At 45.7% G+C, this 25146-nt stretch carries 22 protein-coding genes; 18 read left to right on the forward strand and 4 right to left on the reverse strand.

Annotated elements, in window-relative coordinates; genetic code table 11:
* The first annotated feature begins 1 nt into the window (after nt 1).
* The 14 genes from J7623_RS26915 (at nt 2) to J7623_RS26980 (ending at nt 17437) form a co-directional block, all read left to right on the forward strand.
* Entirely contained in the window at nt 2-2392 is a 2391-nt protein-coding gene (locus tag J7623_RS26915; RefSeq protein ID WP_291926807.1) for a tyrosine-protein kinase, read from the forward strand.
* A gap of 19 nt (nt 2393-2411) precedes the next feature.
* Nucleotides 2412-3692 carry a nucleotide sugar dehydrogenase gene (locus J7623_RS26920; RefSeq protein WP_291926810.1) on the forward strand — a complete coding sequence of 427 codons (1281 nt, stop codon included), beginning with the start codon at nt 2412-2414 and terminating at the stop codon, nt 3690-3692.
* Between the two features lie 50 nt (nt 3693-3742).
* Nucleotides 3743-4735: an SDR family oxidoreductase gene (locus tag J7623_RS26925; RefSeq protein WP_291926812.1), complete on the forward strand. Its 993-nt coding sequence runs from the start codon at nt 3743-3745 to the stop codon at nt 4733-4735.
* A gap of 59 nt (nt 4736-4794) precedes the next feature.
* Nucleotides 4795-5928 (forward strand): polysaccharide pyruvyl transferase family protein, encoded by a 1134-nt coding sequence (locus tag J7623_RS26930; protein ID WP_291926814.1) that lies wholly within the window; start codon nt 4795-4797, stop codon nt 5926-5928.
* Nucleotides 5901-7508, forward strand: a complete 1608-nt coding sequence (locus J7623_RS26935; protein ID WP_291926817.1) for an oligosaccharide flippase family protein — start codon at nt 5901-5903, stop codon at nt 7506-7508. Before J7623_RS26930 ends, J7623_RS26935 begins: the two co-directional genes overlap by 28 nt.
* A 2-nt stretch (nt 7509-7510) precedes the next feature.
* Nucleotides 7511-8377, forward strand: a complete 867-nt coding sequence (locus J7623_RS26940; RefSeq protein WP_291926820.1) for a glycosyltransferase family 2 protein — start codon at nt 7511-7513, stop codon at nt 8375-8377.
* Between the two features lie 13 nt (nt 8378-8390).
* The gene (locus J7623_RS26945; RefSeq protein ID WP_291926823.1) at nt 8391-9455 is read left to right on the forward strand and encodes an EpsG family protein; all 1065 of its coding nucleotides are present in this window, start codon (nt 8391-8393) and stop codon (nt 9453-9455) included.
* Nucleotides 9456-9513: 58 nt separating this feature from the next.
* Nucleotides 9514-10881: a hypothetical protein gene (locus J7623_RS26950; RefSeq protein ID WP_291926826.1), complete on the forward strand. Its 1368-nt coding sequence runs from the start codon at nt 9514-9516 to the stop codon at nt 10879-10881.
* 24 nt (nt 10882-10905) lie between these two features.
* Nucleotides 10906-12042, forward strand: a complete 1137-nt coding sequence (locus tag J7623_RS26955; protein WP_291926829.1) for a glycosyltransferase family 4 protein — start codon at nt 10906-10908, stop codon at nt 12040-12042.
* 2 nt (nt 12043-12044) lie between these two features.
* On the forward strand, nt 12045-12986 hold the full coding sequence (locus J7623_RS26960; protein WP_291926832.1) for an NAD-dependent epimerase/dehydratase family protein: 942 nt from the start codon (nt 12045-12047) through the stop codon (nt 12984-12986).
* 12 nt (nt 12987-12998) lie between these two features.
* Complete coding sequence (locus J7623_RS26965) at nt 12999-13952, forward strand: glycosyltransferase family 4 protein (RefSeq protein ID WP_291926836.1); 954 nt, start codon at nt 12999-13001, stop codon at nt 13950-13952.
* Between the two features lies 1 nt (nt 13953).
* Nucleotides 13954-14484 carry a hypothetical protein gene (locus J7623_RS26970; RefSeq protein ID WP_291926839.1) on the forward strand — a complete coding sequence of 177 codons (531 nt, stop codon included), beginning with the start codon at nt 13954-13956 and terminating at the stop codon, nt 14482-14484.
* 37 nt (nt 14485-14521) lie between these two features.
* On the forward strand, nt 14522-15715 hold the full coding sequence (locus J7623_RS26975) for a right-handed parallel beta-helix repeat-containing protein (protein ID WP_291926842.1): 1194 nt from the start codon (nt 14522-14524) through the stop codon (nt 15713-15715).
* Between the two features lie 114 nt (nt 15716-15829).
* Nucleotides 15830-17437, forward strand: a complete 1608-nt coding sequence (locus tag J7623_RS26980; protein WP_291926845.1) for a gliding motility-associated C-terminal domain-containing protein — start codon at nt 15830-15832, stop codon at nt 17435-17437.
* A 2-nt stretch (nt 17438-17439) separates the two neighbouring features.
* Here J7623_RS26980 and J7623_RS26985 read toward each other — a convergent pair whose 3' ends face one another.
* Nucleotides 17440-18180, reverse strand: a complete 741-nt coding sequence (locus J7623_RS26985) for a CpsB/CapC family capsule biosynthesis tyrosine phosphatase (RefSeq protein ID WP_291926848.1) — start codon at nt 18178-18180, stop codon at nt 17440-17442.
* A 41-nt stretch (nt 18181-18221) separates the two neighbouring features.
* Nucleotides 18222-18695 (reverse strand): GAF domain-containing protein, encoded by a 474-nt coding sequence (locus J7623_RS26990; RefSeq protein ID WP_291926851.1) that lies wholly within the window; start codon nt 18693-18695, stop codon nt 18222-18224.
* Between the two features lie 175 nt (nt 18696-18870).
* Here J7623_RS26990 and idi point away from each other — a divergent pair, with 175 nt between their 5' ends.
* Nucleotides 18871-19410: an isopentenyl-diphosphate Delta-isomerase gene (idi, locus tag J7623_RS26995; protein WP_291926854.1), complete on the forward strand. Its 540-nt coding sequence runs from the start codon at nt 18871-18873 to the stop codon at nt 19408-19410.
* A gap of 194 nt (nt 19411-19604) precedes the next feature.
* Nucleotides 19605-20579, forward strand: a complete 975-nt coding sequence (locus tag J7623_RS27000) for a hypothetical protein (protein WP_291926858.1) — start codon at nt 19605-19607, stop codon at nt 20577-20579.
* 103 nt (nt 20580-20682) lie between these two features.
* Here the strand turns inward: J7623_RS27000 and J7623_RS27005 are convergent, their stop codons facing one another.
* Both J7623_RS27005 and J7623_RS27010 read right to left on the reverse strand, forming a co-directional pair.
* Entirely contained in the window at nt 20683-21714 is a 1032-nt protein-coding gene (locus J7623_RS27005; RefSeq protein WP_291926861.1) for a hypothetical protein, read from the reverse strand.
* An 11-nt stretch (nt 21715-21725) separates the two neighbouring features.
* The gene (locus tag J7623_RS27010) at nt 21726-22430 is read right to left on the reverse strand and encodes a TMEM175 family protein (RefSeq protein ID WP_291926863.1); all 705 of its coding nucleotides are present in this window, start codon (nt 22428-22430) and stop codon (nt 21726-21728) included.
* 179 nt (nt 22431-22609) lie between these two features.
* Here J7623_RS27010 and J7623_RS27015 point away from each other — a divergent pair, with 179 nt between their 5' ends.
* Together J7623_RS27015 and J7623_RS27020 are read left to right on the forward strand one after the other, a co-directional pair.
* Nucleotides 22610-23953 carry a TolC family protein gene (locus J7623_RS27015; RefSeq protein WP_291926866.1) on the forward strand — a complete coding sequence of 448 codons (1344 nt, stop codon included), beginning with the start codon at nt 22610-22612 and terminating at the stop codon, nt 23951-23953.
* A 44-nt stretch (nt 23954-23997) separates the two neighbouring features.
* On the forward strand, nt 23998-25137 hold the full coding sequence (locus tag J7623_RS27020) for an efflux RND transporter periplasmic adaptor subunit (RefSeq protein ID WP_291926868.1): 1140 nt from the start codon (nt 23998-24000) through the stop codon (nt 25135-25137).
* Nucleotides 25138-25146 lie beyond the last annotated feature (9 nt).

A 25146-nucleotide genomic window follows, 5' to 3' on the forward strand; every position in this document is an offset into this window, starting at 1 on the left:
TATGCACAATATTATTAAGACGGATAACCGGTTTCCTTTAAATGATATTCAGCCTTTCGAAGAGCCGAAAGGTACTGGGTTAGACGTCCGCAAAATACTGGACAAAACCCTCCGCAACTGGTATTGGTTTGTTCTTTGTGTGATAGGACTGGCCGTGGTGGCCCGGTTGTACCTGCGATACGCATCGCCGGATTATAAAATCAGTGCTAAGATCCTGGTACAGGATCAACAGAAAGGAGGCGATATTCCTGGCGGCGAAATCCTGGATCAGCTGGAAATATTTAATAATAAGAACAGTGTCGACAATGAAGCAGAAATATTAAAATCCCGCTCACTCACAGAAAAAGTAGTAAAGGATTTACAGCTGAATGTCACGTATTTTATCGCCGGGCATGTAAAGAAAACGGAAATCTATGAACGCCTGCCCATTGCTATGCACTGGCTGGCCTTAAAAGATACACTTACCTCTGTATCATATACGGTGTCGGCCATGGGGAAAGACAGCTTTGCCTTGTCCCGGGAAGACCTGAGCCTGCGCGGTGCCTGGAACGACACGCTGCAACTGCCGGAAGGCATCCTGGTAGTAGAACGTAAAGCTATGTATCCTTTGCTGGATGAAGATATCCTGGTGAAGGTAATTTCTATAGATCAGGCAGTAGCCGATTTTCAGAAGCAATTCACGGTGAATATCCCTAACAAACAGGTAAGCACCATCGACATGACTTATTCTTCCGGCGTACCTGCAAAGGGAGAAGCGGTACTCAATAAGCTGATCGACGTATACCTGCATGCCAGCGTGGAAGATAAGAACCGCATCGTTGACAGCACCATTTCGTTTGTCGATAACCGGTTGGTAATTGTCAGCAAAGAGCTATCGGGCGTAGAAAATGAAATACAACAATTCAAACAACAGAATAAGCTGGCCAACATCGAGGAGCAATCCAAGCAGCTGGTAGTGGGTACGGGCGACCTGATGAAACAGTTGACAGACCAACAGGTTCGCTTATCCGTAGTTACCGCGCTGGAACAATACCTGGAGGATAACAAGAACGCCACGCATGTGGTGCCTTCCGCCCTGGTGGTGGCAGATCCTACCTTCGTTGGGTTAATAGGTAAGTACAATACCCTGCAGATGGAGCGTGACAGGCAACTGCTTACCAGCACTGAGGCCAATCCGTTTATAAAAAACCTGAACGAACAGCTGGTGGGCTTGCGGGCAGATCTGCGTAGTAACCTGTCGTCCCTGAAGCAGGGCATCCAGGTGAGCATCAATGAGCTGCAGCAGAATGTAGGTACGGTGAACCGGAAAATAGAAAAGGTACCCGCCACAGAGCGCGTGTTCCTGGACATTTCCCGGCAACAGGCGATTAAGCAGGAACTGTATTTATTCCTGCTGAAGAAAAGAGAAGAATCGGCGATCTCAAAATCCTCGAACCTGGCCATCAGCCGGATCGTGGATCCCGCCAAGAGCGACGCTAAACCGTATAATCCGAATCCACTGATTATCTACCTGCTGTCGTTTATTTTAGGGGTGGGATGTCCGGCTACTATCTTCTACCTGAAAGAGCTACTGAATAAACGCATCTTCCATAAGAAAGACGTATCCGATCAGACACCGGTGCCTATTATCGCGGAAATTGGCCATAACAACGGGCAACAGCTCATTGTGGCCACGGCAAAGTCGAACTCCCCGATAGTAGAGCAGTTCCGCGCCATGCGTACCAACTTACAGTTTATCCTGACCCGTGCCAACGAGAAAGTGATCATGCTCACCTCCAGTATGAGCGGGGAAGGGAAGTCGTTTGTAGCCACCAACCTGGCCGCAGTACTGGCTTTATCGGGTAAAAAGGTGGTGTTGCTGGAAATGGACCTCCGGAAACCGAGGATCTCTGCCGGCCTGGATATTCCCAATAACGTGGGATTCAGCACCTACGTGATCGGTAAATCCTCCCTGGATCAGATTATCCGGCCTTCCGGCATACACGACAACTGTTGGCTCATTTCTTCCGGACCCATTCCGCCCAATCCCGCTGAACTGTTATTACAGGAAGAAACAGCAAAACTCTTTGATGCGCTGAGGGACCGGTTCGACTTTATCGTTGTGGATACCGCGCCCATAGGCCTGGTAACGGACGGACAGCTGCTGGCACGCTTCGCGGATGCCACCTTGTTTTTAGTCCGCCAGAACTATACCTTTAAAGAACAGCTGAAGCTATCCAGGGACCTTTACATCCAGCATAAAATGCCTAAACTTAACATTATCATCAATGATGTGAAAACGTCAGGCAGCTATGGATACGGCTATGGATACGGCTATGGCTACGGGAATGATGGAATGGATCACAAAAAAAGTACCTTTAGGAGATTAAAAAACATTTTTAGCAAAAAATAACTACAAACGTAGAACTCATATGGACGTAAAAATTGCAATTATTGGACTGGGATATGTAGGATTACCATTGGCTGTAGAATTTGCCAAAAAGTATAAGGTAGTAGGGTTTGATATTAACGAAGCACGTATTAAAGAACTGAATGGAGGAGAAGACCATACCCTGGAGCTGTCGTCAGAAGACCTGCAGCGGGTACTCACCACAGACAAAGCCGGCATCGGGCTTTTCTGCTCCAATCAACTGGACGATATCAGGGATTGTAATTTTTTCATTGTCACCGTACCCACACCGGTAGATAAAAACAACAGGCCGGATCTGACACCACTGATTAAAGCCAGTCAAACTGTAGGAAAAGTATTGAAACCAGGCGATATCGTAGTGTATGAATCTACCGTATACCCAGGCGCTACAGAGGATGATTGCGTACCGGTACTTGAAAAAACATCCGGCCTGAAATTCAATAAGGACTTCTTCGCGGGCTACTCACCGGAACGTATTAACCCGGGTGATAAAGAACATACGGTATCTAAAATTTTGAAAATTACCTCGGGATCTACCCCGGAAGTAGGAGAGAAGGTAAACAATTTATACAAGTCAGTGATCACCGCAGGTACTTACCAGGCCAGCTCTATACGGGTAGCCGAAGCAGCAAAGGTGATCGAGAATGCACAACGCGATATCAATATTGCTTTTGTGAATGAACTGGCAAAAATCTTCAATTGCCTGGGCATCGATACAGAAGAAGTACTGAAAGCTGCCGGCACCAAATGGAACTTCCTGAACTTCAGACCTGGTTTGGTAGGTGGACACTGTATTGGCGTAGATCCGTATTACCTCGCACAAAAAGCGCAGGAAGCCGGTTACCATCCGGAAATTATCCTGGCAGGACGCCGGTTAAATGATAGCATGGGAGCATATGTATCCCAGGAAGTTATTAAACTGATGGTGAAGAAAGATATTGCCGTAAAAGGCTCAAAAATACTGGTGCTGGGTGTTACGTTCAAAGAAAACTGCCCCGATGTACGCAATACCAAAGTAGTAGATATACTCAAAAACCTGGCAGACTATAATACTAACATCACCATCCTCGATCCATGGGCAGAACCAGCAGAAGTGGAACATGAATACGGCTGGCAGTCTGTAAAGGAACTGGCACCGGAAAGTAAGTTCGATGCTGTAGTACTGGCGGTTTCACATCACCAGTTTAAAGCGCTCGACATTAAAAAATTGTGCAAACCTACTTCAGTGATCTACGACGTAAAAGGCACTTTACAAAGAGACCTGGTAGACGGCAGGTTGTAATTTAAAATATAAACACAGGTATTTCAGGAATATTCGACAAAGAAAAATTTATGTACAAACAGGCATATCATCAGCAAGACTTATCAGCATATAGCTTTTTAATCACAGGCGGCGCCGGCTTTATCGGCTCTAACCTGGTAGAATATCTCTTGAAATACGGTGCAAAAAAGGTGAGGGTGCTGGACAATTTCTCTACCGGCTCCAGGAATAATATCGCTCCCTTTTTAAGCAATCCGCATTTCGAACTGCTGGAAGGTGATATCCGCCAACAGGAAGATTGCAGGAAAGCGATGGATGGTATTGACTACGTATCCCACCAGGCAGCGCTGGGCTCCGTTCCCCGCTCTATCAATGATCCGGTGACCACCAACGAGGTAAACATCTCCGGCTTCCTGAACATATTAGTGGCCGCCCGCGATGCCGGTGTAAAACGGATGGTATATGCTGCCAGCTCCAGCACCTACGGGGATCATCCGGGATTACCTAAAGTAGAAGATAAAATCGGGAATCCATTGTCTCCCTACGCAGTAACCAAATATGTGAACGAATTATATGCACAGGTGTTTTCCCGGACATATGACTTTCATACCATTGGTCTGCGCTACTTTAACGTGTTTGGCCCACGGCAAAATCCTAAAGGCGCTTATGCCGCCGTTATTCCGTTGTTTATTGATGCCGCACTGCGCAAAGAAGTACCTACGATTAATGGTGACGGGGAAACCAGCCGCGACTTTACTTTCGTTGAAAACGCTGTGCAGGCTAACATCAAAGCCCTTTTTGCAGACGGAATAACCACCGCCGAAATTATTAATATCGCCTTTGGCGAACGTACCACCCTCAATGAACTATGGGAAAAAATAGGCGCTATCACCAATTTTGTAGTGCCTCCAACATATAAACCAGAACGTAAAGGTGACGTGAAACATAGCCTGGCAGATATCAGCAAAGCGAACCAGCTGGTAGGATATCAACCGGTATTTTCCGTTGCAAACGGACTGGAAATTGCGGTGAATTGGTACCGCGATAACCCAACTTTTTTCTAACAAAAAAGACACGAATAACAGCAAATAATATTTAAGCATTTTTCCGGTATAAATTTGTTATGACAGGCAATCGCACTTACCTGAGGGGATACTATGGCCATAAAAACATAGGAGACGACGTATTCTGTGTAGTGGCAGACTGGACTTTTAAAAATAAGTTCGGTCTCAGGAACACGCATGTGCAGGGTTTAGACCTGCCCCAACTGAAATATATACAGTCATCAAAGCTTTCTGCCAATAAATATATCAAATACGGGCAACTGTATATGGAAGCATTGAAAAGCAGTAATATTATTCACGTGGGCGGCTCTACATTCGGCGATGGCGCCAGGTCCATCGTAGATGTACGCAACATCTACCAGTATAAAAAATTATATGCACTCGGTATCTCCGTCGGCCCCTTTAAAACAAAAGCTGATTTCAACTACATCAAAAACTACCTGAACAAATTCAGATATGTATCGGTGAGAGATCAGCAATCCATGGATTATGTGCAGGAAATGAAACTGGAAAGCAAAGTGGAAAAGGGCTTTGATGTAGCTGCACTGTTGCCGCTCATCGGTAACGATACTTCCTATGTAACCCCGGAAGCTACCCCTGCTTCCGAAAACAACCGGAAAATAATCGGCATCAGCGTATGCAATTATGAAAAATATCATAACGGCAATCCACAGAAAGAACAGGAACGGGAACAACAACTCCTGCTGCTCCTTTCTTCCCTGCACGAAATGTATAGCGATGTTGAATTCAGATTTTTCATTTTTAACGCCAATGAACACGTAGGCGATAAACCGCTGACAGAGCGGATCATCAGCCAGGTGAAGACTTATAAAAAGGTGACCATCAGCCTCGTTGATTACGACAAGGATACGTTGGCCTTCTGGGATAATATGAAAAAATGTGATCTGTTCATTGGCTTCCGGCTGCATTCTGCGATTATGTCTTACATCGCAGAAGTACCGTTTATGCTGTTTGAATACCACACAAAATGTACAGACTTTCTCCATTCAGTAGGCTATAACCCGGCATACCAGGTAGCGTCGCTTACTGCACAGGACAAAGCCAGCAGAAACACATTGCTGGACGACCTGTTGCATAAAAGAGCAACGCTGGCTACCCTGCCACCAGCTACAGCTACGAATATCGTTTACAAAAATTTAGAAACATGCGCCAGTATCATTCAGCAGCGGTAGCAGATACTCCTGTAGCCCCAGCAACGCCGAAACCGGCCATGGTATCCATTAAAACGGATATTGACTATAGGAGCAACTATAAAACGAACCTCTTCAGCAATGTGATGATCTTTGTATTGAATATCATCATCGGGTTGTTATTGCCTTCCTTCTTTGTAAAATCATTGGGTGTAGCAGTATTCGGTATCGTATCTATTGGGTTGTCTTTATATTCCTACGTTAACATTATCACCATTGCTATCAATGGTTCTCTCTCCAGGTTCCTGATGATGGACATGCAACGCGATGATGTGGAAGGAATCAATCATACTTTCAATACTGCCTTCTGGACTCAGCTGGCCACCATTGTGGTGCTGGTGATCCCGGTGTTTTTAGGTTGTATTTTTTATGTAGACAAATTACTCAATATCCCTGCAGGATTAGTAAATGATACACGGGAGTTATATGTACTGATGAGTATCTCCTTTTCACTGCTCATCATTGCAGGTGTATTCACTGCCATAGCGAACGCCTATAATAAAGTATACCTGAAAAATATCGCAGACCGGATTGCCCTGCTAACTTATGCTATCCTGTCGCCCTGCCTGATCCTGGCGTTTGGCAAGTCTATTGTGTACATCGGCATTGCTTACGCCATCGGATCAGTGGCTACGTTATTTTACAGTATCCGGATATGGAAAAAATTATCACCTTATATCAGCATCTCTGTTAAAAGTTTTCGCAAAGCGAAGCTGAAAGAAATTTTTGGCCTCGGAGGCTGGCTGACAGTGAATCACGTGGCTACCGTATTATTCCTCAATATGGACCTCTTCATTATTAATATCTACCTCGGGCCTGCCGCCTCCGGAAAGTTTGCGGCGGTGATGCAATGGGGGGTATTAATTCGTGCATTGGGTGCCGTGGTATCGGGAGGAATTGGTACCGCACTGGTGTTGTTGTATACACAGGGTAAAACAGAAAAGATGGCGGAGTTGTCGCAGCGTATTGTCCGGCTGCTGGCCATATTCCTGGCCTTCCCGGTAGGTATCATCTGCTGTTTTTCCAAGTCTATTTTATATTTCTGGTTGGGGAAAGATTACGTAGTGCTTGCTCCCCTCATGAATACGCTGACACTGCACCTGATCGTGAATGTATCGGTAATTCCTTTACTCTCTATTTTCCAGGCATACAACAAAGCTAAAACACCTGGTATTGTTACATTGATATTGGGAGTGATCAACTTCGCGTTAAGCCTGGGACTGGTGAAATATACAGACCTGGGACTGTATGCAGTGGCGATTGCCAGCATGATCGTGCTCACCATGAAAAACCTGCTCTTTACCACCTGGTATGCCTCTCATTTGATGCAGGTAAAGAACGGCTATTTCAAAGCCTTGCTGCCTGGGATTCTTACGCTGGCAGTAATTGGTATACTGGGCACCGGTTGTTTATATTTTGTAAACCAGCATAATATTATCCAGGTGGGATTATCATTGGCAGTAGCAGGCGGTGGCGCAGCATTGATCGCCTATAGGTTTATCATTCCTGCAAACGACCGGCAATTTATCCTGGGAACATTTCTAAAAAAGAAAGCAGCATAGCAATGGCATATACACCTACATTTTCTGTGGTACTTCCGCTATATAACAAGGAAGAAAGCATTGGAAAAACCATTCAATCGATATTGGCGCAAACGTTGGGAGATTTTGAATTGCTGGTAGTTAACGATGGCTCCAAAGACAAGAGCCGGGAAGTAGTGGCTGCCATCGCAGATCCACGGATACGGATTGTAGACAAACCGAATGGTGGCGTATCGAGTGCGCGTAACACCGGTATCCGGGAGGCGAAGGCGGGCTACATTGCCTTTATTGATGGAGATGACTTATGGGCGCCGGATTTCCTGGCCACCATACAACAATTGATCACTAACTATCCTACCGCCAGCGTTTTCGCTACCGGCTTTGCAGGGATGACACGCAGTGGGGAGATCGGTAAAAAAAATATTGTGGCAGGAGGAGGTATTATCGGCAACTATTTCAAGCTGGTGCTCAATAATGCGGTGATCCATTCTTCTGCGGTTTGTGTGAAGAAAGAAGCATTCAGCAGCATATTGCCGTTTAATGAAAAAATTACCCATGGAGAAGACCTGGATGTGTGGGCACGACTGGCACAGCATTTCCAGGTAGCTATGAGCCCTGAAGTAAAATCTTATTATATACAGGACGCGGAAAACAGGGCGTCCGTGAGGTTGCCGGCGCCGGACAAGTCGCTGGTATATTACCTCAACACTGACAATGTGCAGGAACATTACCAGAAGAAATACTATCAGCAACTGATTGTAAGACGGGTAATGAAATACCTGCAGCATAAAAAGGTGAAGTGGGCTTTGGTAATTGCCAGGAAATACAACCACTTCCTGGGTATAGGGGATTATATTCATTTTACGCTAAGTTTTATGAAAAAAGGATAGGTGTAAATAATTTATGCAGGTATTTTTTTGGGAAGATATTGTAGGATACTTATTCGCTTTTTTTCTGGCATTGCTATATGTACTCAAGCTGGATATCAGGCGATGGAACGATAAGGGATTTGATAATCTCATTGTCGGTGTGATTGTGGCTTATATCGTCCTGGTATTTGGTAGCCGGTCGGCAGATGTGGGAAAAGATACGGCCGCCTATATTGATACCTTTAACCGGGTAGCGGGTATGGGTAATCTCACCCTGGCGCTACAGGGAGTGAAGGGCGACTTATTGTTTTATGTATTTACGTATATCTGTTCCCGTTTCTTCAGTGCCCAGATTTACCTGGCGTTGATGGTGGTGCTGTTGATGTGGCCGGTAACTGCATTTACTTACAGGATTACTGCTACCAAAAGATCATTGTTGCTATTGACCTTTGTGAGCTTCTTCTTTTTCCAGGCCATTGGTATCAATATCATCCGTAATGGTGTGGCGTTGGGCTTTACCATTCTGTACTTTGGGATGCACCGCAAAGAAGATACCTGGAAGAAAATACTCTGCGCCGTAGTGGCATCATTTTTTCACCTGTCGGTAGTCGCTATTTTCCTGGCTGACCTGGCCATCCGGAAAATAAAAGATATCCGGCTTTATTATGTGCTGCTGGCAGTGGTATCTGTAGCAGCCTATATGGGATTTGGATTTAACAATATTCCCTTTGTATCAGAACTGGTTTCACTGGATAGAATATCAGGCTATACTGATAACCTGAATGATTATAAAGTGGGCTTCCGGATTGATTTTTGGGCGTTCAATATGATTTTTGTAGTCATTGGGCACTTCGGTAACCGGTTAGAGCAAAACGAATTTTATACGAGGATTTTTAAGCTGTATCTCGTGATGACAGCCGTATTCTACCTTTGCTTTAACATTGCTTTTTCTGATAGATTCGGGTTATTATCCTGGATATTTATTCCGGTAATATTGTTTTACCCAATGTTGAAAATGCGGGCACCTGCGTTTAAACATTTTTATTACCTGATTTTTATTTTAGCCATGAAATTGTTTTCGATAACATTTTTTAAATAGAAAAACCGTCACTGACCATATCCAGTGATTGCGCATAGAAGAACCTAAATAATTAATGATGACTGAGAAAATATATCAGCGCCTGCCTGCTGTTTTCCAGAATGGCCTGGTGACCCTATTCGATGTGCTGCAATATAGAAAAAGGCATTCAGGAAACTATTCCAAATGGATGGAATATTATGAAGCCGCACGTAAGTTTGACCTGCCAAAACTCCAGCGGTTTCAGCTGGAAAAACTATTTGCCTTTGTGAATTTTGCCGCGCGGGAGTCAGTATACTATAAGCAAATATTTGCACAACTCGGTTTAACGGAAATCACCAGCCTGGAACAATTCCATCGGCTGCCCATACAGTCAAAGGAAGATATCCGCGCCAATATTGAATCCATCTATACCATCGGGAAGAAGCAAGCCATTCTTTCCAAAACAGGAGGTACTACCGGTAAATCACTGGAGGTACGGTTTACTTACGACGACATGCAAAACCGCTTTGCTACCCTCGACTTTTTCAGAAAAGGCTACGGCTACAAGCTGGGAAATAAGGTGGCCTGGTTTAGTGGTAAATCCCTGCTCACAGAAAAGGATACGGAGAAGAACAGGTATTGGAAATACGACTGGCGCTATAAAATCCGCTACTATTCCACTTTCCATATCAACGCCACTACAGCGAAGCATTATATCGACGACCTGAATAAACTGCAACCCTTGTATGCGGTGGGCTTTCCTTCCAGCATGTATGAAATTGCCAAATGGGGACTGGCCAATAACTATCAGCTCTCATACCGCATGCGGGCAATATTCCCCACGGCAGAAACGGTGATGCCGCATGAGCGCGAAGCAATTGAAAACTTTTTCGGCGGCACCGTCGTGAATCAATATGCCTCTTCGGAAGGAGCGCCGTTTATCCTCGAATGCACGCAAGGAAAATTACATATGGAACTGCTGACCGGTTATTTTGAAATACTGGACGATAAAGGTCAGCCGGCCAACGAAGGTGAACTGGTATTTACTTCTTTCACCACCCACGGCACACCGCTGGTACGCTATGCCATTAAAGACCGCATCAAGCTGTCGGCGGAAACCTGCACCTGCGGTAATCACAACCCGGTTGTAGAAAGCATCCAGGGCAGAATCAATGATTTCGTGTATTCGGAGGAGCGAGGAAAAATTAACCTGGGTAATATCTCCAACTGTGTGAAGTATGTAAAAGGCGTCGTGAAATTTCAGATCATACAAAATACTACAGATCATATTCAGCTGAAGATAGTAAGAGACAATACGTTTACGGATAAAGATGAGAAAATGTTCCTGCACGAATTAAGAGAACGGCTGGGAAACCGGATGAACATCGACGTCACCTATGTAAAGGAAATTCCCAGGGAGGCCAGCGGAAAGTATCGTATCGTAAAACAAGGGCTCATCGTATAAGGTAAGCGCTAAAATATTATGGAGATGAAAAAAGCACAACGGTTATTTATGGTGGTGAATGTGGACTGGTTTTTCCTGTCGCATAGGCTGCCAGTGGCGCTGGCAGCTAAAGCAGCCGGTTATGACGTAACAATTGTAACCTGCGATACCGGTAGAGGTAACGAAATAAAAAGCCATGGACTTAACTTTATAGATCTTCCTTTCAAACGGTCGGGTACCAATATCATGTATGAAATGAAATGTATCCGGTTGCTGCGGGAAGTGTACAGGAAACATAAACCGGATCTCTTACACCACGTTACCATTAAAGTGGCGTTGTATGGCAGTATTGCCGCCCGCCTGAGCCAGGCCGGCGGCGTAGTAAACGCCATCAGCGGGCTGGGGTACAACTTCACCGGCGATCGGAAAGGCTTTACCCAAAAGGTATTGCTGATGATGATGAAGTTTGGGTTTAAACAAAAAAATATGCACTTCATTTTTCAGAATGAAGATGATATCAATACCTTCAAATCATTGAACCTGGTGGAAGACAGGCAGGTAAGCCTCATCAAAGGGTCTGGAGTCAACCTGCAGGAGTTTACGGCTACTCCACTGGGGCCCGTAAATGGCAAAGTAAAGGTGGTACTGCCCGCCAGGATGTTGTATGATAAAGGGGTGATGGAATTTATTGAAGCCGCCAGGTTGTTGAAAAATCAACTACAGGATAAGGCAGAATTTATATTAGCCGGAGATGTAGATAAAGAAAACCTGGCTGCCATACCGCATGAAAAAATTCATGCGTTGATGGATGGAAATTACCTGCGCTGGATTGGTTTTCAAAAAGACATGGTGAGCCTGTTACAGGCGGCAGATATTGTGGTGCTGCCTTCCTACCGCGAGGGCTTACCCAAATCACTGATAGAGGCCGCTGCTATTGGCCGCCCGATTATTACCACAGATGTACCCGGCTGCAAAGAGTGTGTGGTAGATGGTTACAACGGGTTCCTGGTACCGGCGAAAGATGAACATCGTTTGGCAGAAGCTATGTTGGAGTTGATAAAAAACCGGGAGCTACAGGTAGAAATGGGGCAACATTCCCGCATACTGGCAGAAAAAGAATTCTCTATCGATAAAGTGATAAAGGAAACAACGGCTATTTACTCAGCACTTACCTTGAATTAATTATGGAAATCGCCATTACAGGACATACCGGCTTTGTCGGCAATTACTTACTCCAGGCCAATGCCGGCCAACATCTTTTTCATGGCATAGCCAGAACAAAGGATCACAATAACCCATTGCTGCAATCCTGCACCACCTGGGAGCAATTGTCGGTGGCAGACCTGGATAAAGTAACCGCCGTATTGCACCTGGCAGGGAAGGCGCACGACCTGAAGAATACCAGCAATGCGGAAGCCTATTTTTTAGTGAACCGTGATTTAACGATTAAAATATTCGATCTCTTCCTGCAAAGTAATGCCAGGGATTTCATTTACTTCAGCAGTGTAAAAGCAGTGGCGGACAAAGTAGAAGGCATTTTACAGGAAGACGTACATCCGGCTCCTGTTACGGCTTACGGGCAATCCAAGCAGGAGGCGGAAGCCTACCTGTTGTCGAAGCCGCTGCCTGCCGGAAAACGGCTGTTTATTTTTCGTCCCTGTATGATTCATGGGCCGGGAAATAAAGGAAACCTGAATTTGTTATATGGATTTGTGAAGAAAGGAATCCCTTATCCATTGGCGGCATTCCGGAATAAACGTTCTTTTTTATCTGTAGATAACCTGTCGTATATCGTGAACCGGGTGATCAGCGATGAAAGTATCACCTCCGGTGTTTATAACCTGGCAGACGATGAAAGTTTGTCTACCAACGAAGTGGTGCACATCATTTCCGGCACCTTGCAAAAAAAGCCCCGCTTACTGGCGCTGCAGGCCGGGTTGGTGAAGGCGATGGCCCGGGTGGGTGATGTGATGAAGCTTCCACTGAACACGGAAAGATTAAATAAACTAACGGAAAGCTACATTGTTTCGAACAATAAAATCAGGAAGGCTTTAGGCATCAGTGCGCTGCCGGTCAATGTAGCCGAGGGTTTACGTAAAACCATCGCCAGCTTTAGTCAGTCGTAATTTTTTAAGTATATGATGTACCTTATTTTAACCATACTCTTTTTTGTTGCTATGCTGGCTTACTTCGGTATTGCCCGGCGTTTTAATATCATTGACAAACCCAATGAACGTAGCTCTCATCAAACGGTGACCATCCGGGGAGGAGGCATTATATTCCTGGTAGCAGCCATAGCGGCAGTAGTACTGTATCCGCAAACTTTCTGGCCGGCTGCATTGGGCATGGGAATCATTGGCGGTGTAAGCTTTGTAGACGATATGTATAGCTTGCCCAACAAAGTACGCGTGCTGTTTCATTTTACCGCCGTTACGCTGATGTTCTATTACCTGGCAGCATTTTCTTTGTTCCCGGTATACGTAGTAGCAGCGCTTTATATATTGGTAATTGGTATTATCAACGCGTATAATTTTATGGATGGCATTAATGGTATCACTGGCTGTTACAGCTTGGTTACATTGGCCGCACTACAATATGTAAACTACCGGGAAGTAAGTTTTATAGAGACGGATATTATCTGGCTGCCAATGTTGGCCAGCGCTGTTTTCCTGGTGTTCAATTTCCGTAAAAAAGCGCTCTGCTTTGCAGGCGATGTAGGCAGTGTTACCATTGCTTTCTGGATTATTACCCTGTTGCTGAAACTCATTTTTATCACCGGCGATTGGAAATATTTATTGTTCCTGGCGGTTTACGGTGTAGATGCCAGTCTCACTATTATACATCGTTTATTGTTAAAGCAAAATATTTTCAAAGCACACCGGTTACATTTTTACCAGTTGCTGGCCAATGAACGTAAGCTGCCGCATCGGGCGGTGGCAGCGGGTTATGGCTTGTGCCAGTTGTTGTTGAATGCATTTATAATAAATAACCAGGCCTCGTTATTATGGACCTTATTAACGGTATGTGCACCGTTGATATTGATCTACGTATTAATAAAGCCTGCATTGATGAATACTAAAACTATTGGATGATATGAAGGAATCAATTGTTATTTATGGCGCTGGTGGCCATGCCAGCGTATTAACTGACCTGGTACGGGGTAATGGGGGAGAAGTGCTGACCTTGTTTACAGACCAGGAAGGCCATGCTTCTGCAGTACATTATGAAACATCGCTTTATCCGGATGCTCCATTGGTGATTGGTATTGGGAATAACCAGGCAAGGGAACGACTGGCGGCCAGTGTATCCCATAGCATTGCCTCGTTGTTTCACGCAGACGCCAGTATTGCGGCTGATGTCACTATAGGGGAAGGAACGGTAGTGCTGGCCAGGGCAGTGATACAATCCAACTGTAGCATCGGGAAACATGTGATCATCAACGCCGGTGCAGTAATAGATCATGATGCTGTTATCGGCGATTTTGTACATGTGGCGGCCAATGCTTATGTAGGTGGTGGCGCACAAATAGGCAGGGGCGCTTCTATTGGCGCAGGCGCTATTATCATGCGCCACGCGGTTATACAGGCTGGCTCCGTGATTCCGCCGCTAACGGTAGTGGCATAATATATGTTGCAATCACACGTATCAAAAATATTGTTTCATGAGAAGGTCTATTTTTTTTCTGTTAGTGGTATTGTTTATCGGCGGCTACGCCTGTGAGGGGCAGGGCAATAAGTTTGATTACAGGCCGTTGCCCAAAGCATACATAGCAGGGGATTCACCGGCATTCAGGCAGGAGGCTACATCGTTGATGGGCAAAGCATTTGACCTGACTACCTCGTTGCCGCCCGGTTATGTGAAAGATGGCTCTGTAGATTATACCAGCTACTTACAGGCAGGAATAGATAAACATGAAACGGTGGTATTCCCGGATTTCCCGATACTGATCAACGCAAAAGGCCTACAAATACATAGCAACAGCAACCTGGTTTTCAAGCCGGGCGCTAAATTATTACTGGCTCCTAATGATCAGGAACGTTATGCCATGTTAAGCATCACCGGTGTAGAAAATGTGAAGGTATACTACCCGGTGTTGGTAGGGGATCGCGACAAGCACCAGGGCAACAGTGGGGAGTGGGGCATGGGCATCGATATCCGCTCTTCACAAAATATCAGTATCATTCATCCTAACATCTCTAATTGCTGGGGAGATGGTATTTGCATCGGGCAATTAAAACTGAAAGACGTACGCCCGGATGTAAAAACATTCCCGGTACAAAATATAGCCATCTACAATGCGCAGCTGGATTACAACCGCCGCAACGGGATCTCGGTAGGATGTGTAAATGGCCTGAAAATCATACGGCCGGTGATCTCCAATAGTTACGGTACATCGCCTATGACGGGCATCGATATTGAACCTAACAGCAACCGGGATTTTGTGGATAATATAGAGATAGATAACCCGATCACCTTCAATAACGCGCAACATGGAATTTCGGTACATCTCAGCGCACTGCCGGGTCAGCAGGCAAGAGAAGTAAATTGCTCCATCAAAAATCATATTGATGATGGATCTCAGATAGGATTTTTTATTTCCGGGTATAAAGAAAAATATAATAACATCGCAGGTGTGCAACCACTCACCGGGAATATAGATGTTTCCAACCCGGTATGGAAAAATAATAAGATCCCTTTTAGAAACGGGAAGTCTAACGGATTTTCTCCCGCAGTAAAATTCAGTGGCGTGTCCGTTATGAAAACCAGCGCTGATGGCCGGACAGAGAAGAATAACAATTACATGATGGAGATGAAAAAATCGTTAACGCAGGAAAAAAAATTCAGTGTTCAATAATTCTTCTTTTAATAAATGATACATTTGCGTAATCATAATATATGTAGCGGAGTGTCTTTATAAAAGCAATAATTGAAAAACCGACGCGTTTAATTTTTTTACGAATTACTATCTATGAATAATTTGCTATGCTTCGTACATAGCCTGAAATCATGTGAGAAGAGCCATATCGAAAGACTATCAACCGGCCTGTATCTGTTACTGAGTAAAGCAGGGATCTTACTGTTGCTGCTGAGTATGGGTACTATCGTTTACGGCCAGGATATTCCTTTGAAAAATCCATCGCTGGAGGGAACTCCTGCGGAAGGAAGGGTACCTGTCTCCTGGATTAAGGCCGCAGGTACACCGGATATTCAGCCGGGAGTACATGCTATCAGCGTTCCTGCAGCTGATGGAAATACGTATATAGGTCTTCATGGTGGCGCCCAATGGGCGGAAGCCATTGCACAGGGAGCGGCGCTGAAAGGCGGACACACCTACCTCGTTTCCTTTGATCTCGCTTTTATTGCACATTACACCTACGATGCCTGTTATGGTAATCTCGCTATTTACGCAGGTAATACGCCGGAAGATTCTGCAGAATTACTGTGGAAGTCGGGCCCCTTCTACCATACCAGCTGGAGCCAGCACAACGCGGTGTTCAGTCCCTCGAAAGATTATAAATACATTTCTTTTTGGGCAGATGGAAAACTTCCCTGTAATAAAAGTGAACTGGGATCTACCATATTGATCGATAATTTTTCACCAACCATCAGGGAAGTGCCGCAGGTGGTGATTGCCGTACAATCTACCTGTAAAGGGATAAATACAGGGATGGCAACTGCCAGGGTAATAGGTGGCATTCCTCCCTATACGTATCTATGGCAGCCTGGCGGACAAACCACTTCTCATATTGAGCAGTTGGCCGCTGGTAATTATTCTGTGACCATTGCTTCTGCCAATGGTACCAGCACAACTGCGGCAGTAGTGGTGAAGGAAACAGATTTAAAAAGTGATATCACTACAGTGAGTTCTCCCTGTTACGGTGATAACCAGAATGAGATACAATTGCGTACCACCGGGGGAATGCCACCGTATCGGTATTATTTTAATGGTGCCACCACACCCAGCTATACGCCGCTGTTTAAGGAATTGCCACCCGGGAAATATAATTTGATAGTGAAAGATGAACAAGGCTGTGAAGACCCGCTTAACAACATTACACTCACGGAGCCTGCGCCATTGCAAATTGCCGCTGTTACCACAAAGGATATCAGTTGTGATGAAACCACTGATGGAAAAATAACCCTGCAAATGGCTGGCGGTACCGCGCCGTATGCTTATAAACTGGATCCCGGCAACTGGCAGCCGGAGAATATATGGTTACACCTGGATGAAGGGCATTATTATTTCGACGTCAAAGACCAGCATAACTGCGCCACGCATGGATCGGCGGGTATTATCAGGAACCATCGTAACTGCGCGGTATATGTACCCACTGCGTTTAGTCCTAACAGTGATGGCCAGAACGATTTATTCCGTGCAAGGGTAAACGATGATGTAACGGATTATAAAATGGAAGTCTACAACCGCTGGGGCGCCCTGGTGTTTCGGACTGCCGACCCCGAAGGCGCCTGGGACGGCGCACAACAGCCCATGGGCACGTATATATGGGTACTTGTATATACCGATAGCAAAAAGCAGGCGCGTAAACAAACCGGTAATTTAATGCTGGTCAGGTAGCGCTACAGCGTATGGTTCCTGAACGGATATTTTTCCAGTTCTTGTCGCAGCTTTTTATTTTTGCTGATATTACTGATGGCCTGCAGGTGTTTTTCGTGGTGCAGATCCGTGCCGATGTAATCGATCATATTTAATTCCATCAGCTTCTCTGCAGCCTGCTGAATATGTTTACCATAATACCCGGTAAGCGATAGCAGGTTTACCTGGAACAGGCAGCCCCATTGCTTATACTGCTGGTACAGCTCAAAATTTTTATGGCAATAGTTATATCGCTCCGGATGTGCCAACAGCGGGGTATAGCCTTGTGCTCCCAGGTCAAAAAGCCATCCATGTAATTGTGGGGGAGGCGACATAAAAGAAATTTCCACCAGCACCAGTTGCCCGTTGAGCGTAAGCAGGGGGGCTTTCATCAATGCCTCAAACTGCTCATCCAGGTAATATTCGGCGGCATAATGAAAGGGGAGGGTAATATTTCCGGCAGATAATGATTGCTGTACGGCTTCGTAAGGTGCGGTCATCGTATCCCGTGAATTAGGATAACGATCCATCATGATATGTGGAGTGGTAATAATTTTTTTTATGCCCAGGTGTTGCAGCTGCGCGATAAACTGTACAGCCGTAGCTACATCGGGTACGCCATCATCAATGCCAGGCAGGAGATGGGAGTGGAGATCTGTTGACATAAATGCCAACAGATCTTCGGGCAGTGGTGTTTCAGTATTTCTTTTTCGAAAAAATAGCATAATGGTTTCTCCCTAAAATAATGACACAAAATTTTGTGGTGCTATAACACAATCAGTGCCACAATTTCTTCCAGGAATTGTTGATCTGTTGTATCAAAATGAGAAAGATGTTCGCTATCTACGTCCAGGATGGCTTTTACTTCGCCGTCTCTGATTAAAGGTACTACTATTTCTGAACGAGAAAGGCTGCTGCAGGCAATATGTCCCGGAAATGCTTCTACGTCAGGAACAATGAGTGTGGCTGCCTGTGCCCAGCTGCTGCCGCATACGCCGCGGTTCTTACGGATACGTGTACACGCTACCGGTCCCTGGAAGGGTCCCAGCACCAGTTCATCTCCTTTTACCAGGTAAAATCCTACCCAAAACCAGCCGAACTGCTCTTTTAATGCAGCCGCCACATTCGCCAGGTTCGCTACCAGGTCTGGTTCTCCTTCCAGCAAACCCTTTATCTGCGGGATCAGAGAGGTATACTGTTCCGCCTTATTGCCCTGTATAATATGTAAGTCTTCTGCCATAATCGTTGTTGTTATACTGCAAAAGTCCGGAAATTTATATATATTTAGTATAGTAACCGTTAAAGTCACTGTTGTTAACCATTCAACCATTATTTAGCTACAAAGAGAGTTGTTTTTGGTAGTTTAGCCGTTTTTCCATCTGCCAGAAGCTTAATTAAAATATATTTGCGAGACTATGAAATCACCGGACGTAATTTTAGTGAACGAGCACGACGAAGCTATTGGTGCCATGGAAAAGATGGAAGCGCATTATAAAGGATTACTCCATCGCGCATTTTCCGTATTTATCATCAATGATGCCGGGGAAATATTATTACAACGCAGGGCGTTAGAGAAATATCACTCCCCGGGGTTGTGGACCAATACCTGCTGTAGTCATCCTTATCCGGGGGAATCTACGGCGGCAGCGGCTCATCGCCGTTTACAGGAGGAAATGGGTTTCGATTGCGACATGCAGGAAATTTTTACGTTTACCTATAGAGCGGAATTTGATAACGGGTTAACCGAACATGAATTTGACCATGTGTTGCTGGGGACTTATAACGGCAACATATCTCCGAATCCATCTGAAGTATGTGATTACCAATATTTGTCTTCCGCCCATATTATTGAATTAATGGAGAAGGACCCCGATTCATTTACCGTCTGGTTTCATCGTGCCTTGCCGTTGGTATTGCAGTATATGAATATCCCGATAAATGCCACCGGCGTTTGATTATTTTTTTGTTTAGCTATGCCAGTTAATTTTTACCAGGAGTTGTTTAGGAAGTAAAATTTTTCAGCACCTATCTGCCGGCTGCCTGACAGGGCAGTCCTTGCTATGCCATTTAGCTTTCCTGCCGGGAAAAGCCCGGTTATGCCTATGCTTTTTTAGTACCCTCAATAGTTAACTATTAAAACCAAAGACACATGACAACCATTCACATGCCTGATATCAGGTATCCCTTCCCCTCTGGTATTAACCAACATGTCAACGAAGCCCAGGACCACGTAGCTGCCTGGGTAGCCTTTCACGGATTGCTGTCTACCGAAAAAGCCTGGCAGCGTTTTCACAAAGCCCGCTTTGCCTGGCTGGCTGCCAGGGCTTTCCCTAATGCAGCCCTGCATGAGCTTTGTATTATAGCCGATTTCAACACCTGGCTCTTTATTTTAGATGACCAATGCGATGAAGCCTCCGCCGGCCGTAAAGCCGACTACCTTAAAAGTATCATGGCCGGATTCATGGATATCCTGCAATCCAACCGGCTGGTAACACCGGAAACTGGTGGTGCTTTACCCGCTGCCCTGAGCAGTATCTGGGAACGTATGCGCGTTATCGGTAGCCCTGCCTGGCGCATCCGCTTCATCCGCAGCATGGACGACTATTTCAGGTCCTGCATCTGGGAAGCGGAGAACCGTGAAGCCGGGCTGGTGCCTTCTGTGGAAGACTATATTCACATGCGCCCCTTTACCGGCGCCCTTCTCGCGGATATTGAAGCCATAGAAATCATCGAAAAAATTTATCTCCCCCGTACCATTATTGAACAACCTTTGCTACAACGCATGATACAGGCCTGTAATAACATCGTCTGTTGGTCCAACGACCTGTTTTCATGCACCAAAGAAGCGCGCCAGGGTGATGTACACAACCTGGTGCTCGTATTGCAACACCACCGGCAACTGAGCTTACAGGAAGCTATCAACCAGGCCGCCCGCATGCACAACGAAGAAGTAGCCATTTTTGTGACCCTGGAAAAGCTGTTACCGCTAAAAGGAGATGAAAGGGATTATGAGCTGCTCCGTTATGTATCCGTACTACGGTCATGGATAACCGGTAATTTCGACTGGAGCGTGAGTGATACCGGCCGCTATGGCCTGGCAGCGCAGGAAGTGGCAGTGGCGTAGCAGAAAGCAGAAAGCAGAAAGCATAAAGCAAAAAGCTATTGTGGAGTATGATCAACGCGAATAATATATCCGCTGCGATCATACTCCACAATAGCTTTTTGCTTTATGCTTTCTGCTTTCTGCTCCTTTCTATTAGCCTTCCGGCCCACCAGAATGAAATAGCCAGTATTCCGAAGAAAAGCCCCTTATTTGTATGATCCCAGAGATATTCGAAGTAACGGGTATACAGATCCAGTAAAAGAAAAATAACGCCCAGGTCGCGTAACAGGTCGTCCTTCATTCGGATGCCCAGCAGCAGTATGCCCACACACAGCGCGGTATAAATAATCACCCATTGCAATAAGTGTATTTGCCGCAACTGCTGCCATTCATCCCAGGTGCCACAGTTACCAAAGATAGAGATGAGCCAGCCTGAAATAATCAGTAGCAGCCAGCCGCCGCTCCAGGTAATATGTTTCACCGGGGTATAGATGTTTAGTGGACGTAATATCCAGGCAACACCCACCAGCAGCGCCCCTAATAACGCCATGCGGCAGGGGAGGTTCATGCCAAGGAAATAGGCAGCATCGTCGGTGAGATAATAAGTAAGCTTTACATAAGCCGGTACCAGGCATAAAAGTGTGGCAATCCACATCAGCCTGGAGTACAGCGTAATGCCCAACACGCCAAAACAAGCCGTGGCCAGCAGCCAGAAAGCACCGTAGTTGCCGTTGAGGTAACTGACGCTTTTGCCCAGGTATACCACGCTGACGCCTATACTGAGTATGGGCAACAGCCAGAAAAGTTCCCGGTTAAAAGAAAACACCGGCTGCCGCTTGTTGCGGCGCCAGCCCTCGTAACATAAAAAGATGGTCAGCCCCGCAAACAGTAGTGCAATCACGCCATCTGTGAGCGAAAATTTCTTCCGGATAATTTCTATCCACTTCTCGTCCAGTACCAGTGAGCCGAAAGCCATCAGCGCACAGGAAATGGCGGCAATGAATATATACAGGGTAATGGTTTGCCAGTCGTTATTCACCACCTTATAGCTCTCCTGCAGCCTGCCGGCCTGCTCAGTAGTAATCAGTTGCTCTTCCTCCCACTGATGAATAGCACGACGGAGCAATTGCGCTTCCCTTTTATCCAGTTCCATCATAAGCTACGGTTTCAGTTATTCGCCTCCACTTTGTGTACCAGGCGAAGGGTATTGCGTTTTTTTATTTTTAAACGGAAATAATTAAACAAACCCAGCACCGGGATAACCATATAACTGACACGCTGGTACGCAGTATTCTCAGGGTACAGGAAATAGGTCATGGCAATACAGGTAAAACCCGTTGCCGCCGTGAGAAATCCATATTTACAGCGCTGGTACAACAACTCTTTCTCCGTGTGATGCCCTGGCACCGACAGTTGCGGATTTTTCTGAAACACATAGTAACTGATCCAGAATAACGCCGCCAAACATCCCGTCAGGTTACAGAGGTAGATAAAGAACGGTAGCATAAAATGAGCAGACGTATGCAAAATCGCCGAAGTAGAAAATGGAAACGATACAATAAAAAATAAAAAGAAAAGATTGCGATGAATCAATCCTTCGTTGTAATTTTGAAGAAAGCGGCATAAATGAAGATGCCGGACCCAAAAATTTCCAATAAATACAAAGCTGGCGGTAAAGGTCAGAAACTCAATAGCAGTCGGTCTTAGCAAATCCCAGTAACCACTGGCAGGCATTTTTCCCGGTAAAGCAGGCAATTTGATTTCAATAATCAATAAAGTAATGGCAATAGCAAATACCGCATCACTGAACAGGATTAATCGCTCTAACTCAAACTCACGATGAAAGGGTTTGGGTTCTTTTATAACGGACATAGACATAGTTAACAATAACTTTTTTGAAAGATACGAAAATAGCTATTAGCCAACCGTTATTAGCTATTACGATGCACCCCGTCCCGTTTGCGTTCCCGTGGCCGCAAAAAGGGCACAACCTTTTTACCTGTTCGTTGTTAAGTATTTATCAATCATCATATACTTTCAAAGTAATAAGTATGCATTGTCGTTTTTTTCTTTTCACCCTTCTTTTACTACCAGGAATAACAGCTTACGGGCAGGCAGATACGACCCAGCCTGGCAGCTATGCTTTTAACCTGGTGAATTGCATACAATACGGACTGGATCATCAGAACGATGTGGTAAATGCCCGGCTGGATGTACAATTCTCCCAGGAGCAGATAAAAGAAGCTACCGGTAAGTTTTTGCCCCACGCAAACGTCAATGCAGGGCTGATAGACAACATTAAACTACAAACTTCCCTGATTCCCGATCTCACCGGTGCAGACCCCAACAAAAGAACCCCCGTGCAGTTTGGTACCAAATGGAATTCTTCTGTTACCGGGCAGGTAGATCAGGCCATCTTTAACAGCGATTATTTCCTGGGCCTGAAAGCTTCTCATGTGTATGGTGACTTATCGAAAAAGGCGTATAAACGTACAGAAATAGATACCAAAGTGGCCATCACCAAAGCCTATTACGCGGTGCTGGCCAATGAAGAAAATATCCGCCTCGCCAAAGCCAATATGGCCCAGCTGAGCAAAACCCTTTCTGATACCAAAGCCCGCTATGAGGTGGGAGTGGCAGAACGGGTAGACGTAGATCGTATCCAGGTATCCTATAATAATGTGGTGACAGATATAGAAACACAGATCCGCGTTCTCGTATATACGATGCAGTTATTGAAGTTCCAGATGGGCATGCCGCAGGAAGCAAAACTCACACTCACCGAAACCGTACAGGACCTGAATGTGGATGCATATGTAGCGGATACCATCGACTACCAGGTACAGGACAGGATTGAATACAGCATCCAGCGTACTCAGATTGCCCTGAATGAACTGAGCCTGAAAAGCAAGAAGATGGGCTATCTTCCTACACTAAACGCCTATGTAAACTATGGCTTTAATTATTTCTCCCAAAAATTCGGCGACCTGTATAAAACCGGCTATGGCGCGTCAGCACTTGGACTAACACTTTCCTGGCCCATATTTACCGGTACAGAAAGACTCCACCAGATCCGGGAAGGAAAAATTACTTTAAAGAAGTCGCAAAACGACCTGGACTATCTCGGCCAACAAATTAAGGTAGAAGTAGCCAATTCAAATACCCAATATCTCAATAACAAATCCCGGTTTGTAACGCAGAAAACCAACATGGGCCTTACGCAGGGAATATATGACCGCATTGTACTCAAATTTGAACAGGGCGTAGCTACCAGCCTGGATGTGACTTCCGCGGAAAGTGAGCTGAAACAGGCGCAGGTGGATTATGTGCAGGCCCTGCTCAATACCCTGATCAGCAAAACAGACCTGGATAAAGCCATGGGCAAAATTAAGTAAGCAGTTAGCTTTTTTGTATTCGTAATTCGCAATTAATTTCTCATATGTATCTAGTAAACTACAAGCGGAACTTTTACGTGGCAGGTATGATACTCTGTGTGGCCTGTGGCAACAGCAAAAAGCAACAGCAGGCCGGGATGATGGGAAAGATGAAACCAACGGTAGTAGCCGCTGAGGTGGTGCCTGCCGTGTATACCGTAGCCGAGAAATTTCCGGCTACCCTCATGGCCCACGATGTGGTGGAACTCCGCCCGGATGTTTCCGGCTACCTGGAAGCCATCCGCGTGCCCGATGGCAGCAATGTGACCAAAGGACAACCCCTATATGATATAGACCGGAGCCGCGCCGCCGCTGCATACGGCCAGGTGGCCGCCAGTCAGCAACAGGCAGAAGCCGATCTGGCCCAAAAGAAAAAGGACTATGAAAGGTATAAAACCCTGCTGGACCACGACGCCATTTCCAAGCAAACCGTAGATCAGGCCTATACCGCCATGATCTCCTCACAAGCCAACCTGGCCGCTGCAAAGGCCGCAGTAGCCAAAGCCGGTACTGATGTGAACCATGCCGTGGTGAAAGCACCGGTAACCGGTAAAATAGGAATCGTACAAATCAAAGTAGGTGATATCGTGAATGCCGGTCAAACCCTCATCAACACCATCGTGAACGAACATCCCATGTTTGCAGATATGGACATTCCACAGGCCCGCCTGCCGGAATTCCTCCGCATCCAGAAAGGTCAGGGCGATGAGAAATTCTTTATCCAGTTTGGTGATGGTACCCGCTACGGAGAAGAAGGAAAAATTCTCACCATCAACAATATTGTAGATGCACAAACCGGTACGGTCAGGGTGCGCCTCGTATTCCAGAATAAAGACGGCATGCTGAAATCAGGGATGAGCATTGTAGTGGTCATGCAATATGGCACACCCGCTACCCAGCTCGCTATTCCCGCGAAAGCAATTATCCAGAATCTCTCTGAAACCAGTGTATACACGCTTACCAGGGATAATGTGGTAGCGCCCAAAGATATTGTGCCCGGCGCTATTACAGATACCATGCTGCTGGTACTCAATGGCCTGAAAGCCGGCGACCGTATCGTAGTGGAAGGTATACAACGGGTGAAACCCGGTGACACCGTAAATGTTGCAGGAGCAGCAGGAGCAGGCGCGGCAGGAAAACAATAATAATAAATC

The sequence above is a fragment of the Chitinophaga sp. genome, assembly GCF_017745275.1.
In the GTDB taxonomy this organism is placed as follows: domain Bacteria; phylum Bacteroidota; class Bacteroidia; order Chitinophagales; family Chitinophagaceae; genus Chitinophaga.

Excerpts from the sequence above, each read along its gene's own strand:
- J7623_RS26915 (WP_291926807.1), top strand. The coding sequence starts at position 2 with ATGCACAATATTATTAAGACGGATAACCGGTTTCCTTTAAATGATATT.
- J7623_RS26920 (WP_291926810.1), top strand. The coding sequence starts at position 2,412 with ATGGACGTAAAAATTGCAATTATTGGACTGGGATATGTAGGATTACCA.
- J7623_RS26925 (WP_291926812.1), top strand. The coding sequence starts at position 3,743 with ATGTACAAACAGGCATATCATCAGCAAGACTTATCAGCATATAGCTTT.
- J7623_RS26930 (WP_291926814.1), top strand. The coding sequence starts at position 4,795 with ATGACAGGCAATCGCACTTACCTGAGGGGATACTATGGCCATAAAAAC.
- J7623_RS26935 (WP_291926817.1), top strand. The coding sequence starts at position 5,901 with ATGCGCCAGTATCATTCAGCAGCGGTAGCAGATACTCCTGTAGCCCCA.
- J7623_RS26940 (WP_291926820.1), top strand. The coding sequence starts at position 7,511 with ATGGCATATACACCTACATTTTCTGTGGTACTTCCGCTATATAACAAG.
- J7623_RS26945 (WP_291926823.1), top strand. The coding sequence starts at position 8,391 with ATGCAGGTATTTTTTTGGGAAGATATTGTAGGATACTTATTCGCTTTT.
- J7623_RS26950 (WP_291926826.1), top strand. The coding sequence starts at position 9,514 with ATGACTGAGAAAATATATCAGCGCCTGCCTGCTGTTTTCCAGAATGGC.
- J7623_RS26955 (WP_291926829.1), top strand. The coding sequence starts at position 10,906 with ATGAAAAAAGCACAACGGTTATTTATGGTGGTGAATGTGGACTGGTTT.
- J7623_RS26960 (WP_291926832.1), top strand. The coding sequence starts at position 12,045 with ATGGAAATCGCCATTACAGGACATACCGGCTTTGTCGGCAATTACTTA.
- J7623_RS26965 (WP_291926836.1), top strand. The coding sequence starts at position 12,999 with ATGATGTACCTTATTTTAACCATACTCTTTTTTGTTGCTATGCTGGCT.
- J7623_RS26970 (WP_291926839.1), top strand. The coding sequence starts at position 13,954 with ATGAAGGAATCAATTGTTATTTATGGCGCTGGTGGCCATGCCAGCGTA.
- J7623_RS26975 (WP_291926842.1), top strand. The coding sequence starts at position 14,522 with ATGAGAAGGTCTATTTTTTTTCTGTTAGTGGTATTGTTTATCGGCGGC.
- J7623_RS26980 (WP_291926845.1), top strand. The coding sequence starts at position 15,830 with ATGAATAATTTGCTATGCTTCGTACATAGCCTGAAATCATGTGAGAAG.
- J7623_RS26985 (WP_291926848.1), bottom strand. The coding sequence starts at position 18,180 with ATGCTATTTTTTCGAAAAAGAAATACTGAAACACCACTGCCCGAAGAT.
- J7623_RS26990 (WP_291926851.1), bottom strand. The coding sequence starts at position 18,695 with ATGGCAGAAGACTTACATATTATACAGGGCAATAAGGCGGAACAGTAT.
- idi (WP_291926854.1), top strand. The coding sequence starts at position 18,871 with ATGAAATCACCGGACGTAATTTTAGTGAACGAGCACGACGAAGCTATT.
- J7623_RS27000 (WP_291926858.1), top strand. The coding sequence starts at position 19,605 with ATGACAACCATTCACATGCCTGATATCAGGTATCCCTTCCCCTCTGGT.
- J7623_RS27005 (WP_291926861.1), bottom strand. The coding sequence starts at position 21,714 with ATGATGGAACTGGATAAAAGGGAAGCGCAATTGCTCCGTCGTGCTATT.
- J7623_RS27010 (WP_291926863.1), bottom strand. The coding sequence starts at position 22,430 with ATGTCCGTTATAAAAGAACCCAAACCCTTTCATCGTGAGTTTGAGTTA.
- J7623_RS27015 (WP_291926866.1), top strand. The coding sequence starts at position 22,610 with ATGCATTGTCGTTTTTTTCTTTTCACCCTTCTTTTACTACCAGGAATA.
- J7623_RS27020 (WP_291926868.1), top strand. The coding sequence starts at position 23,998 with ATGTATCTAGTAAACTACAAGCGGAACTTTTACGTGGCAGGTATGATA.